Raw genomic sequence first — 14300 nt, 5'->3', positions numbered from 1 at the left:
TTACGGTGCGATAACGTATAATAAAACGAAAAATAACAATAAAGAACTCAACTTTAGTATTAGTGCAGTTATTCTAACTTTTGAAGTATAGCAACTTTCACTGGTATAAAACTTGATTACAAGCAATTAGAAAGGTTTTTTAGAAAATTATGAGCGGCCAACAAAAACAAGAAGTGCTAGTACAAGCATTTAAAGATTTATTAAAACAAGAACAGTTCGGCTCACAAGGCGAGATTGTTGATGCATTAAAAGCGAATGGTTTTGATAATATTAGCCAGTCAAAGATTTCTCGTATGCTAAGTAAATACGGCGCAGTACGAACACGTAATGCTCGCCAAGAAATGGTGTACTGCTTACCAGCTGAGCTTGGCGTGCCAACCGCACAAAGCCCACTAAAGCAACTTGTTTTAGAAATAGAACATAACGACGTCATGATCATTATTCAAACTAGTCCAGGTGCGGCACAACTGATTGCTCGTTTATTAGATAGCTTGAGTAAAAGTGATGGCGTTTTAGGTACTATAGCCGGTGACGACACTATTTTTATCGCTCCGACTGACGTAACCAAAATTAAAGATACTATTAATAAGCTTGAATTACTTTTTTCAAAAAGCTTAAGCTAAACTGAGATGCAACGCACAATGTTTTAATTTATACAAAACATTGTGCGCTATTACAGAACACTATTTTTCTAATAACTGGAGAATACTCTGACATAAGCTTTCCCTAGTTACAGGTTTAGACATATGCAAATTCATACCTACATCTAAACTGTTTTTAATATCTTCATTTCGCGCATGTGCAGTCATCGCTATAATAGGAAGCGTTTGATAACATGCTTGCTCCCTTATTTTTTTAGTTGCTGTTAAACCGTCCATTATAGGCATTTGAATATCCATCAACACGATATCAAATGATTGTTGTGCTAATAAATCTAAAGCTCGTTGTCCATTATCAGCAATTGTGACCTCAGCATGCATATTCAACAAAAGTTCCTTCGCCACTAACTGATTAACTAAATTATCTTCTACCAGTAAAATACGCACACCTGACAGCTCTTCGCCCATAGTAGCCGTTGATTTGTCATCATCAGGTATAACTTTATCTATATTCTTACCTAATAAATTAGGCTCATAAATATTTTGCTCATGCTTACTATTATCATCAAGGACGGCATATATTTGTGACAGTGTAAAACGGTACAGTGGTAGGTCGAGCAAAGTATAAGGCATACTTAATTGAGCAATATGGTGTGAAGTGTCTTGTGATAGCTCTGCCATAGCTTCATGGCACAAAGCTAAGAGTGAAATTCTGTCGTAACAAACTGTCAATAAAGCATTTTCTAATTCAAATATTTTTTCATCAACTAACAACACAATAGGCTCTTGAATACTTTGCTGCAAAAACGCCTCTACGGAGTCAAAATAATAGTACTTTGCCCCGCTATCTATAATTGTATCAATAAAACTATTGGTTAATTTTTGCTTAAGATTACAGATACTAACCTCTTGAGGCTCAGGTTTAATTTCTGAGTTGGCCAATTTGAACGGCAACACAAAACTTAATTCGCTACCTTCACCAAGTGCGCTTTTAAGGCTAATTTCACCGCCAAGTAACTTAATAATTTGTTGGCAAATAGATAAACCTAAACCAGAGCCACCATATTTGCGAGTCATAGACTCATCAGCCTGACTGAATGCTTTAAACAATAAGCCTTGTTTATCTTTAGCAATACCAATACCTGTATCTTTCATTCGAAAACGTACTAAAACGTTATCTTCACCTTTACCAATATTATCAACTGTTAATGAAATACTACCTTGCTCGGTAAATTTAATGGCATTATTAAATAAATTTGCAATCACTTGTACCAAGCGCATCTCATCGCTGAAAACATCATTGGGCACATCTGGGGAAACCTCAACTAATAACTCAACACGCTGATGGTCAACATTGACAACATTAAGCTTGAGCGCTTTATCAATGACTTGAGCAAGGTTCACAGGCTCTTTACTGATAACCATTTTACCCGCTTCAATTTTTGATAAATCTAATAGCTCATTAACCAAATGCAATAAGGTAACAGAAGCTGTTTGGGCATTTGTTAAGTAGTGATGCTGTCGAGTATTTAAAGAAGTAGTCAAAAGTAAATCCATCATGCCTTGCATAGCATTAATAGGCGTTCTAATTTCATGACTCATATTTGCCAAAAATTGAATCTTAACTTTGTTGGCATATTCCGCCTGATCTTTCGCTTTTTCTAATGCGGTTTGCGTTGCATGCTGCTTCGTCACATCTCGTAAAATGGTGATAGTTCCCAACACTTCATCATGCTCATTGATAAACTGGTTACAAAAGCCCTGATAGATATATGCGCCAGCTTCAATTAATGCTTGTTGAGGGTATTGTTCTTCAAAGTTAGCATTAAGATAATTTATTTCAGCGGCTAAAGCTTTCGGCATAAAGATAACGGCCTTTTTACCTAACATTTGCTGTTCTTGATGCTTGGCTATTCGTTCAAACGCTTGGTTACAACCTATCATTAACCCTTGCGGATCATTAAAAACAATGAGTTCTGGGATGGCATTCATTACTGAGCGTAACAACACATAATCTCGTTGGTGCTTGGCGCTCGTTTCTTGTAACGCCATAGTTTTCTCAATAACTCGAGTATCTAGAACGTCGTTTTGCTCCCTTAATTGCAGTAAAAGGCTACGGTTTTGAGTAAAAATATCTTCCACCACTTGAAACCAATGTAACCAATCTGAGCTAGGTTTAATTTTGCCAGGGTCGCCTTGCGCACAATATTCAATATGACGGATAAACTCCGTGGTAGGAGCAATAAAGGTTCTTCGTGTCATGGCATTTACTAACATTAAAAAAGCCAGCAAACCAATAAAGAGCAAAGCAAATATGAAAATAAATCGACTACGAAGTGGCTGAGTAAAGTCATCATAATCTTGATATTTTAATAAAATCCAACCATTCACTGCTAACGGTTGCTTCTCAATAAACCAGTCACCAAATCTAACAGAGTCACCCGATTGCTCAAGGCTTGTCGCACTCAATTCACTAAGTGATTCAGGCAGCAATTCTTGCCATGAAGCTCTATAAGTTAACGGCCCTTTTCCTAACCGTTTATAAAGAAAAATATGATTATTCTGGTTATATAAAACATAACCTTGATTAGCCTGATTTAATGTCGGTAAGCTCTGATGCAAGCGAGCTAAGTTAATATCAATAACGACTGAGCCAAGTAGTTTTCCTCGATAAAAAACACCTTTACCCAGTGAGGCGTTCATGCCGCTACCAGCCGAGTCTAAATACGGGGGTGACCAAACGATATGATTATTATACTCAGTTAATTGACGTAAAGCAGTGTTATGAGGGTTAGTTAACATTTCATTATTATATTGCCAAATGTCTCTATCTACCCAAGGGTACAAATTTACAAATTGCTGATAAGACACATAATAGAACCACGTTGCTTGTTCAATGATTTTTTGTGCCGAAATAAAGGCAGGCGTTAACGCATTAGCCATAGCAATTTCACGCTTTTTCAGCTCACTAAACTCCTCCACTTGACCAAAACCAGTAATATTAGCGCTAAGTCTTCTACCACGCTGAATAACATCATATTTAGCTTTGTCTAAATAAAAGAACTTACCATCTTGGGCGAGTTGTGGAAAAGGCGGGTTAACATGTTGAGGAGACTCTAAAGTATATTGAGCAAACTCTTGAATGCCATCAATGGCAAATACAGACTGTGTCAATATAGTATTTAACTGCTCAGCCTCGCTTTTAAGTGACTGTAAATCATCAGCTTTATGTTGAGAAAGCTCATTGTAGTAGCGTAGCGTTGCGAGTGATAGAGCAATTAAAATTATGGCAATAAAAGCAACAACTACCGCAATATTATAACGCCTAAAAACAGTGTTTTTTGTTGCTTGATTAAACAAAAGGCTAACCTTAGCTTACCAGTGTGGAGTCAATAGAATAACTCTAACTTAATGCAGTAAAGCTATTGAAACAAGGGAAATATGTATTGTTAATGGTTTTACTTACCATTAATAATACATATGCAAGATAACATCAAAAATCACTCTGGTTTTATAGCGATAATTTGTGCAATGGCCTGTGAGTTATTATTATTTGATTTAACAACTCCTTCAAAATAATGCAAAACCTTCCAATCCGAAAAATATGTTTTCAACTCATTTTCTTTTAATAAGAAATCAGGATTAGAGGGCTTACCAAATTTTGCTTGCTCGGTTGTAAAAGTTTCATAAACAATCAAACCACCCGGAATAATAGCCTGCTTAATTTGTTCAAACAAAGCTCTATGTAAATAACGAAACACCACAATAGCCGAATATTGTTTCTCTGCTAATTGCTTAAAGTTTGCTTGCTCAAAGTCTACATGCCAAAAAGAGGCATATTCTTTACTCTCTTGATAGAGTTCATGACGAAGTGACTTTTTTATATACGCTAAGGACTCTAAGCTCCTATCCGCAAATACCACATCATGACCACCTTCAAGTAAACATAAGCCATTTCGCCCATGCCCACAGGCTAAATCTAATATTGGATAGTCAATACTTAATGGCGCCAAATAAGCCAAACTTTTCAGTAATAATTCACTCGCTGGCTCGTTGATATTAACCTTTGATGTCATGAATAGACTGTACCTTTTTGAAATGAACGAATGAAAAATACCTTAATGAACTTGGCGCATGTGAAATAATGCCAGACATAATGATAATTGTGATAAAGCTATGCAAGGCATAACTGGGGTAGAGAAAAACAATGGCGAGTAAGATTAATTTTATATACATAAAAAGCGCTCTAACTTGCACAAACCATAACAAGTTAGAAAAGGCTTCAACGACCAATAACCCCACTCCTGAAGCCAGCATAATCACCCAATAAATTACTTGAGGTTCATCAAACAAAATATAGGCAAATACTCCTGAGAACCCAACTAAATGGATGCTTCTCAATAAAATTTTAAGCCAACGCTTACCTTTAAATGGTGGAAAAATTGCTAAATTCATCAGTTATTACGTCAATTGTATTCACTAGCACGGTTTTCTTCGTAGCCAATACTAGTGAATGCGAAAAAGCTTGTCAAAGCTCTCTAATAAATACTTAACTTGGGTTAAGTTCGACACTGTTACTGAATATTGTGGTTATTGAATAACAACAGTTTCACCATCGTTTAAACGTTCAGCACCACGAATAGCCACTTTATCACCATTATTTAACGCGCCTTTAATGGTTACTCGCTCTTTATCACCTTGACCCACTTCCACTAACAAACGACTTACCTTATTTTCAGCATCAACTTTTACGACATAAGTACCATCTTTACGTAAAATCAATGCGTCACGATGTACAGTCAATCCTTCTTTTGCAGCTTGTGTAGGCACAGTAACACGTACCAATTGACCCGCTGCCCAATAATCATTTAGTGACTTAGGAATAGTCAATCTAACTTCAAAGGTTTGTGAACGAGGATCAGCACGAGGTATTTTAGCAAAGACAACCCCCGAAACTGACTTATCGCTAGCAGTCATACTTAATTCATCACCTTTATTAACAAAGGCTAAATATTTAATAGGAATATATAACCTTGCTTCAAGATTTTGTGTATCAAGTAACTTGAGTAATACGTCACTTCTATTTACATCAGTGCCAGTTCTAACAAGACGCTCTGTCACTACACCGGCAAAAGGAGCTTTTATAATAGCTCTTGCTAATTGATCTTCGACTTGCTTCAACCTCAAACGAGCAATGTCTAAATCAGCTGACGCTAGCTCATATTCTGAACGTGTTTGATCTAACTGAAATTGTGAAGTCGCCTTAGTTTGGCTTAACTTTTCTAGACGAGAAAGCTCCTTTTTCAAATAAGCTAAATTAATTTGCTCGCGCTTAATTTGAGCTTGCTGCTCTGCTTGCCTTAACTGTAAAGGTACTAAATCTAAACTTACCAGAACATCGCCTTTTTCAACAAAGGCTCCCGGCTCAGCGATACTATCCAACCTGCCACTTACTCCAGCAGTAATAGGAATATGAGAGCGACTATATAAAGTTGCATTTAAGTCTGTCGTTGAAGCTAATACCATGCGTTGCACTGTATCGACTTTAACCGGTTTACCAGCATTATTAGCAGCACTAACAGTGAATGATGCCACTAATAGTAAAGCACTGCTCCACGCTAATTTTTTTATCTTATTTTGAATGTCATTTAACATAGCGCTCTCCTAGCGGTTACTCACGCGTAATTCTTCTGCTGGAACAATAGGCACAACTTGCCCGTTATCATTTTTCTTAGCTGTTTCAGTAAGTCTCAATAAGCTTGGAAATAATATCAAAGTAAATAAAGCACTTACTGTCATTCCACCAACAATCACCGTGGCTAAACCACGATATATTTCACTACCTACACCTGGCATTAACATCAGCGGCAACATACCAAAGATGCTAGTCAATGTACTCATATAAACAGGTCTTGCTCTAATGCGAATAGCTTGTGCCACGGCATTACAGCGTGATAAACCACTAAATTCAGCCTGTCTTGTTTGATCAACCAATAAGATAGCGTTATTAACCACTAAACCTAATAAAATAATAAAGCCAATCATGGTTAATAAATCGAGTGACTGATAGGCAAAAATATTCAGGACACTCAAGCCCATGACCCCACCAGAAACCGCAAGTGGCATAACTAATAAAACTAAAATACTGTCTTTGGCAGACTTAAACAGTGCTGTCATCAATAAGAACAATATTACTAAGGCTAAAATAAAGTTTTTCACCATATCAGAAATAGCAGAAGCCATTTTGTTGGCATTACCGCTTAATAATATGGCGGCATTCTCTGGTAGCTGCTTTTCCATTTCAGGAATAATTTGCTCATTCAATATTGCGATGGCTTCTTCTAACGACATCGTCGCTGGTGGTGATACTTGAATACTTATCGTTCGCTTACCATCAACACGTCGCAACTGTGTTGGCCCTGCTGTTCGATTAATTTGTGTCAACTCTCCAATGGTTTGACTACCCGCTAATGGTGAGTGAATAGGTAATGCTGCCAACTCATCAGGTGTATCCCACTGTTCGCCTCGTAATATCACATTCACTCTGTCGTTACCATCAAAGTACTCACCAATGAATAAACCACTGGTATAAGCCCTAATCGCATTAGCAACGTCTCGACGAGTCAAACCAGCTTGAGTGATCCGTTGATCATTTGGAATCAAATTAAGCTCAGGTTCAGCTAAACTTAAACTAGGAATAGGAAAAGCCGTTGTCCCCTGCATTTTACTCTGAATTGCATTGATACCTACTTGTGCAACGTCCATTAATGCTTCGATGTCTGAGCCATTAATATCAATATCAATGGTTCTGCCGTTGCCACCACCAGAAACATTAATCATTGACCCTCTAAACAAAAACACTTGCGTATCGGGTAAGTCTGATAAAACTTCGGTACGCACTGCATTCATCAGCTCTTCAACACGAGTAGGATCGTCAGAATAAATAAAACCGCCAGTCGAACCAGAGCCAAAAGAGTAGAAATTATAACTTTTAATTTTGGGTAATTTCTCACCGGATAAGTAAGGCGCTAAGCGTGATTTAACCAATGTCGCCATTTCATGCTCAATAAAATCAACATTACCGCCTGGTGGCATATTTAGGCTATAGAAAAAGCCATCAATAGGTGCTCTAGGCATAAAATCAGTTTTAGGTAATAAAACAACACTGATGGCAATAGAGCCACCCAAGAGTAAACTAATCCAACCTATACGTTTAACTCGGTTATTCGTTAATCTCATCACAATAAGCGTTAATTTCTGCCAATAATGAGCAAATGGGTCGACTTCTTTTTCTTCTTTAAGCCAATATTTACTAGCAATAGGCAATACGGTAATAGCTGCTAACAATGAAGCAATAACGGCTATGGATAAAGTCAACGCAAGATCAGAGAATAACTGCCCCTCTATACCTTCCATAAATAAAATTGGCAAAAAGATAGCAACACTTGTTGCCGTAGAAGCAAACAACGCACCAGTTACCTCAAGCGTGCCCTTTAAGACAGCCTTATGATTTTCCATGCCTTGGCTTCGCAAACGAACAATGTTTTCTTGCACAATAATCGCAGCATCTAAAACTAAGCCAACAGAAAACGCTAAACCCGCTAAAGAAATGACATTTAATGTGCGTTCAAAAACGGTTAATGCAACAAAAGCGACTAATAAAGAAATAGGAATGGTGGTGGCAATAATTAAGGTGTTTCTAACTCCTCTAAGAAATAGCCATAATATAATTAACGCTAATATCACCCCTAAACCCAAGTTATTCTGTACCAACTTTAGCGCATTTCGAATATGCACAGAAGAATCAAAACTTAAATCAATAGTTAATCCAGCAGCCTTCATTGGCCCTTCGTTTAATTCTTTTATGGCAATATTTATTTCATCAAGTAACTGCACCGTATTAGCATCATTTTGACGAACTAAAGTAAAATAATAGGATGGCTGACCGCTACGTAAATTAAAGCCAAAACGATCAACTAAGGTATTCTCTACTGTCGCAATATCTTTTAAATAAATAGGTCTATCATCACTATAACCTATGATCATTTCAGTTAAGTTATCAATGCTATATTGGCCAGAAAATCTAACGGTATATTGCCTTCTTCCAACATTAGCCACACCACCCGATACATCACTCGATCGAGAAATTGTTGAACTAATATCGGCAATGGATAGCCCTAAAGAGGCTGCTCTGACTGGATCAAAAGTGATACGAAGCTCTCTTGGACGATGACTCGCCAGATTAACTTGTCCCATACCAGGAATACGAGCAAAACGAGGTTGCACTACATCCTCAATAAGTTTTTGATATTGTCCTAAATCTTCTGCAGGATTATCTGGCAATGTCTTAATCATTAATGAAGCTGTATTTGGACCTCCTCGACCACCACCGGCTGAAACCACGGGTTCAATCGCGTCTAGGGGTAATGGAGGCGCCTGATTTAAATTGTTAATTACATCAAGCATTGCCTTTTGCATGTCGGCACCAACGTCAAAAGTTAAGGTAATGCTACCAAAGCCCTGTCCGATACTTGTGGTCACTTTAGTTACCCCTTGAGTATTTTTAACAACATTCTCAATAGGTTCAATAATCACCGATTCAAGCTCAGAAGGTGCGGCGCTGCGCCAGCCAGTAAAAATACTAATTTGAGGTTGTTCTATATCAGGTGTTAACTGCAGAGGTAATTTAAAGACACTCATCATGCCAAATACCATGACCAAAGCCACAATAACGATGATGGCAGCAGGGTTTTTTAAGGCGACCCGTGTGTAATTCATATTTTTTAACTCAATCCTTTTTTATAGACCTAGTATATTTATAGTGCATTTAAAAAGAAAAAAGTTGAGCTAAGTTAGCTAAAAAATACGATGAACAGTGTTAATGAAATACCTAGTTACATTTAGTGGCTGTTATGGCGTAAAATAATTAAGCTATCTTCGATAGTTAGCTTAAAGTTTTTCACCAAAAATCTACAGGAGTGTTTATGAAATGTTCAGCCTTTATTGCCACAAGTTTAGATGGTTACATTGCAACAAAATCAGGCAGTGTGGATTGGCTAGAAAATGCTGGAGATAAATCAGTAGATTTAGCTGAAGACAGCGATATGGGCTTCAAGCAATTTATGACATCCGTTGATTGCATGATTATCGGGCGAAAATGCATGGAGAAGTTATCTAGCTTTAACTTATTACCTGCACAATGGCCCTACGGTGATACTCGTATTATGGTTTTGAGTAATACCTTAACAACCTTACCCGAGAACCTGCAGCAATATAACATGTCACTTTATTCTGGCGATATAAATCAGTTAGTTCAACATTTAGAAGACGACGGCTTAACCCATGCTTATATTGATGGCGGGACCACAATTTGTTCTTTTATTAAATTACAACTCATCAGTGACATCACGATTACTGTAGCACCTATCATTCTAGGTGAAGGCATCCCATTGTTTAGCCAAGTCACTGTAGCGTTAGAGCAAGCAAGAGCCAAAGCTTTTGCCAATAACTTCACCCAAATAACGTATCGCTTTAAATATTAATCATTGCGTGAACCAAACAATAATTAACGCAAGCGCTGAATTTAACAGCGCTTGTTATTATAATTAAATTTTTACGATAATATCTTCAAATGCTAGTCGTGATTTAGGTAGTTTGGCATTAAAGTCATCTTCTTCATGATGATAGCCAATGGCTAATGCAACATCACATTGATAGCCCGCTAATTCTGGTTTGAATTCTTCATTCACTAAAAGGGTATCAATTCCCTCAAGAGGAGTCGCATCTATCTTCATACGCGCTAAAGTATGAAGGGCATTGCCTAAAGCAATATACGTTTGTGCTTTTGTCCAAGCACTGGTATCACCATCTGCTAAGGTATTCATTTCAGCGAATGAATAAACAGCAAATGCAGCTTCTCTATTTTCAGGATCTACTCGTTGATCAGCAATCCCCTTATCAACTACTTTGGCATAATCCTCACGTGTATATTTAGGGTTATAGGCAAATAAAATAATATGAGAACTATCAAAAACATGAGGCCTATTATAGTGGTGCATATTAACGAAAGTCTTATCCATACGGCTTTTCGCCTCATCACTTTCTATCACAATAAACCGCCAAGGTTGAGAGTTAATCGATGAAGCAGACAAACGTAATGCCTCTAAAAATATGCCCAGTTCTTCTGGTGAAACCTTACGCGTTGCATCATAACGTTTTGTTGTTCTTCGCCATTTTAAATCATTGATTATTGGGTTATTCATAATTTTCCAAAAACTTTGTTATTGCTCAAATGTTCAGTGTTTACTAATGAAGTGTAGAACTTACTGCATATTTAGCTCATTAGTTCAGCAAACAAATAAAAGTCTTCACCTGTTCACTCATTCACATTCTCTTGTCTATACTTTGTTTCACTAAACATTTAAATTTACATATTATTTGATGCCTAAAATAAAGGTCACAAAGCAGTTCATTGCATTATTAAGCTTATGTTTATTAATAGCAAGCTTGAGACCTGCCTTCGCAGAAAATAGTCCGCTTACCTTTTTATTTTGCTATGAAAATAAAGAGTTTTACCCACATTTCACTGGCAACTCAACCACAGTTCCAAGTGAAAATGCCGGGACAGTCGTCGATATTCTCATTGAGCTCAATCAAAAGGTGAATGAAATTAATATTAATTTTATTAGAAAACCATGGGCGCGCTGTTTAAGTATGCTAAAAACAGGAGAAGTAACGGCCATCATAGGCAGTTATTCAAAAGATAGAGCGACTTATGGACGCTACCCTATGAAAGGTAAACAGTTAGATAACTCTAGAGCATTTGAAGTATTATCAACCTGTTTGCTAAAACACGACTCTGCACTCTTAAGTTGGGACGGTAAAAAGCTATTTTTTGAGTCACCGCCAGTAATAGCAATCCCTTATGGCTATCATATAACAGAACAATTACAACAACTTGGTTTTATCGTTTACAAAACTGATTCACTCAAAACAGCTTACACTCTCCTAAAAGGAAAACGTGTATCCGCTTCCATCATTGATTGCAAGACAAAAGCAATACCTGACAATAGTCAGTTAAACACAACCCCTATTAGGGAGCATGATGGTTACTTCATTATCAATAATGATTTCTATAATGCTCACCCAAACCTATCAGAAAAGATTTGGAATACATTAAGTCAAATTAACAAGAAAGAGCATTATAGCAACTATAAACTTGTTCAATAAAAACGAGTATTTGTTGGGTAATATTCTCTCACTCAACAAGTTAGTTGCTATTTACAGCTAAAATAAAACAGCATTTCTATTCAGAATACATACCCTTAAGCACAATATCTTCATAACCAACCATGCCCAATACCTCTTCACCATCTATTACAGGTGCTTTCGAAATACCAAAGCGTTCAAATAGTCGAGCACAATAACGAACATCCATATCAGGCCTAACTCCTAAAACAGGTTTAGCCATTATTTCATACACATTAACTCGCTCTGGTGACTTATCTTTACTAATCACTTGCTTAGCAATGTCAGCTAAAGTAACAAAACCAAACTCATCATGATCATGACGTTTCTCAATAACTAATGCTTCACTGCCGTATTTCTGTGCTACTTTCATTGCTTCCAACACAGTTAATTTACCATCAACCATATGAAATCGATCATTCAATACATCTTTGACTTGTACAAGTTTATGGCTCATATCTCATCCTCAATCTTTTTATATAATTCGCTTACCTGATGTTTAACACCAACGACATCATCAATATCTAAACTAAAGGCAATACCTGTGCCTGCAGTCTCATCGAACTTACCTTTTTTATCAATGGTTTCAAGGATATGACGACAAAGGTGTTGCTCAACCACAAACAGCAAAACATCTCGCTGCGTTTCTAGGCTCATACCGAAAAATGTTTTCTTGGTATTTAACCCTTCACCACGCGCATTATTGATTACCGTTGCGCCAGTTGCGCCTGCTTCTCGCGCTGCTTTCATTACAATATCGGTTTTACTATCATCAACAAAAGCAACAATAAGTTTAAAATGCATATTATTTACTCTCTTCTTGTTTAATCTTGTTTTGTTTATCAGCATACCATTGGCTTAATTGTGCGTATGCCATTACAGTGATCATTGGAAATAAACTAGCAAAGGCAATTAAGCCAAAGCCATCAATTAACGGGCTTCTGCCAGGAATTGTTGATGCTAACCCGAGCCCAAGTGCTGCCACAAGTGGCACAGTAACCGTAGACGTTGTTACACCACCAGAATCATAAGCAAGTGGTACAATTAACTTAGGCGCTTTAAAGGTTTGGAATATAACAAAAACATAACCTGTGGCAATATAGTAATGAATAGGGTCTCCCACAATAATGCGGTATACGCCTAAACTTATCCCTATTGCGACACCTAAAGCCACTGATATTCTCAACCCCCAAGGATGAATAGCCCCACCCGAGACTTCATGAGCTTTTATCGCAACAGCCATCAATGATGGTTCAGCTATGGTCGTACTAAAACCAATAGCAAAGGCAAAGATATAAACCCAATAAAAGTCCCCCCAATGAATATCACTATAACTGGGAGTATCGTAAATAAACTCTGAACTGGTCAATTGTGTCGCCATCAATTCACCAAGAGGAAACAGCGCTTTTTCAAGCCCCATCAAAAAGAGTGTTAGCCCTAATAATACATAGAAAAATCCAATACCTAACTTGATAGGGTTCGCTAATGGTCTGCGAATTACAATAAACTGAAATGCTAAAAATATGGTGATTATTGGAATAACATCATAAAAAGTATCAGCGAAGGTCATCAAAAATTGCTTAATTAGTTCAATCATTTAACCTCCTATCACTATGCCGTAAATCATAACAAAAATCATTGGTGTGAGAGAAGCAAATGCGATTAAGCCAAAGCCATCTATCATGGGATTTCTACCTTTAATCGAAGAAGATAATCCCACCCCTAAAGCGGTTACTAAAGGCACAGTAATTGTCGATGTAGTAACACCGCCAGAATCATAGGCAATACCTATAATTTCTTTCGGGGCAAAAAAGGTAATTGTTACCACTAAAACATAACCCGCAATAATTATGCGATGAATAGGCCAGCCCTTTATAATACGGAGCACACCTAAAATAATGGCAAAGCCAACAGAGAATGCTACTGTATACCTTAAACCCGAGGCATAACTTTCTTTAGCATCAGCATTAGCTAGAATAATCCCTGCTTCTGCTGCAACATCTGCCGCTTCATCAGCTACAGCAATTAAAGCTGGTTCAGCAATTGTCGTACCAAAGCCCAAGCAAAATGCAAAAGTCATTAACCAAAAGATACTACCTTTTTTAGCTAAAGCATTGGCCATTGTTTCACCAATAGGAAACAGGCTCATTTCTAGGCCAATAATAAAAAAAGTCAAACCTAATACCACTAGTAAAAGGCCAATTAAGATATTAAAAAAGTCAGGCAAAGGCTGTTGCAGAACAGCAAGTTGAAAAAATGCCACAACAAAGACAATGGGCAATAAATCCCGCAGACTATTTAAACAAGCCTGTAAGAAATTAAGCAAAGAAGATTTCATTTCTTATTACATACCTCCGTGGTTGTTTACCACTGTAGGCTATTTTTTACACGGGTAAAATAGGAAAAAAGTCTAATTTTGAAAATAGTGAATTTATCACTAAGTTTATTGATCTA

Annotated in this window: 13 protein-coding genes; 3 read left to right on the top strand and 10 right to left on the bottom strand. The window is 37.2% G+C overall.

The window, feature by feature from the left end:
• Positions 1-149 precede the first annotated feature (149 nt).
• Positions 150-623 carry a transcriptional regulator ArgR gene (gene argR, locus EPA86_RS17735; RefSeq protein ID WP_140605720.1) on the top strand — a complete coding sequence of 158 codons (474 nt, stop codon included), beginning with the start codon at positions 150-152 and terminating at the stop codon, positions 621-623.
• 60 nt (positions 624-683) lie between these two features.
• Here the strand turns inward: argR and EPA86_RS17730 are convergent, their stop codons facing one another.
• The 5 genes from EPA86_RS17730 to EPA86_RS17710 form a co-directional block, all read right to left on the bottom strand.
• Positions 684-3959, bottom strand: coding sequence for an ATP-binding protein (locus EPA86_RS17730; RefSeq protein ID WP_140605719.1), 3276 nt, complete (start codon positions 3957-3959; stop codon positions 684-686).
• 140 nt (positions 3960-4099) lie between these two features.
• A complete protein-coding gene (locus tag EPA86_RS17725; RefSeq protein ID WP_140605718.1) occupies positions 4100-4675 on the bottom strand; it encodes a methyltransferase domain-containing protein in 576 nt (191 codons plus the stop codon).
• A complete protein-coding gene (locus EPA86_RS17720; protein WP_140605717.1) occupies positions 4659-5054 on the bottom strand; it encodes a hypothetical protein in 396 nt (131 codons plus the stop codon). Before EPA86_RS17720 ends, EPA86_RS17725 begins: the two co-directional genes overlap by 17 nt.
• Positions 5055-5189: 135 nt before the next feature.
• Positions 5190-6254, bottom strand: coding sequence for an efflux RND transporter periplasmic adaptor subunit (locus EPA86_RS17715; RefSeq protein ID WP_140605716.1), 1065 nt, complete (start codon positions 6252-6254; stop codon positions 5190-5192).
• A gap of 9 nt (positions 6255-6263) precedes the next feature.
• Positions 6264-9377 (bottom strand): efflux RND transporter permease subunit, encoded by a 3114-nt coding sequence (locus tag EPA86_RS17710; protein WP_140605715.1) that lies wholly within the window; start codon positions 9375-9377, stop codon positions 6264-6266.
• 206 nt (positions 9378-9583) lie between these two features.
• On the opposite strand from EPA86_RS17710, the gene EPA86_RS17705 reads away from it, so the two are divergent.
• Positions 9584-10141, top strand: coding sequence for a dihydrofolate reductase family protein (locus EPA86_RS17705; protein WP_140605714.1), 558 nt, complete (start codon positions 9584-9586; stop codon positions 10139-10141).
• 63 nt (positions 10142-10204) lie between these two features.
• Here EPA86_RS17705 and EPA86_RS17700 read toward each other — a convergent pair whose 3' ends face one another.
• Complete coding sequence (locus tag EPA86_RS17700) at positions 10205-10861, bottom strand: nitroreductase family protein (RefSeq protein ID WP_140605713.1); 657 nt, start codon at positions 10859-10861, stop codon at positions 10205-10207.
• Between the two features lie 244 nt (positions 10862-11105).
• On the opposite strand from EPA86_RS17700, the gene EPA86_RS17695 reads away from it, so the two are divergent.
• The gene (locus EPA86_RS17695) at positions 11106-11828 is read left to right on the top strand and encodes a type 2 periplasmic-binding domain-containing protein (RefSeq protein ID WP_140605712.1); all 723 of its coding nucleotides are present in this window, start codon (positions 11106-11108) and stop codon (positions 11826-11828) included.
• Between the two features lie 76 nt (positions 11829-11904).
• Here EPA86_RS17695 and EPA86_RS17690 read toward each other — a convergent pair whose 3' ends face one another.
• The 4 genes from EPA86_RS17690 to EPA86_RS17675 are packed head-to-tail and all read right to left on the bottom strand — an operon-like array spanning position 11905 to position 14184.
• A complete protein-coding gene (locus EPA86_RS17690; RefSeq protein ID WP_140605711.1) occupies positions 11905-12303 on the bottom strand; it encodes a CBS domain-containing protein in 399 nt (132 codons plus the stop codon).
• Positions 12300-12650, bottom strand: coding sequence for a P-II family nitrogen regulator (locus EPA86_RS17685; RefSeq protein ID WP_140605710.1), 351 nt, complete (start codon positions 12648-12650; stop codon positions 12300-12302). Before EPA86_RS17685 ends, EPA86_RS17690 begins: the two co-directional genes overlap by 4 nt.
• Position 12651: 1 nt before the next feature.
• Entirely contained in the window at positions 12652-13443 is a 792-nt protein-coding gene (locus EPA86_RS17680; RefSeq protein WP_140605709.1) for a DUF1538 domain-containing protein, read from the bottom strand.
• Complete coding sequence (locus EPA86_RS17675) at positions 13444-14184, bottom strand: DUF1538 domain-containing protein (RefSeq protein WP_140605708.1); 741 nt, start codon at positions 14182-14184, stop codon at positions 13444-13446. It lies immediately after the preceding gene.
• Positions 14185-14300 lie beyond the last annotated feature (116 nt).

It is taken from the genome of Litorilituus lipolyticus, from assembly GCF_006439335.1.
Taxonomy (GTDB): Bacteria; Pseudomonadota; Gammaproteobacteria; order Enterobacterales; family Alteromonadaceae; genus Colwellia; species Colwellia lipolytica.
The sequence above is the reverse complement of the archived record's forward strand: the minus strand, read 5'-3'. Positions and strand labels throughout refer to the sequence as shown.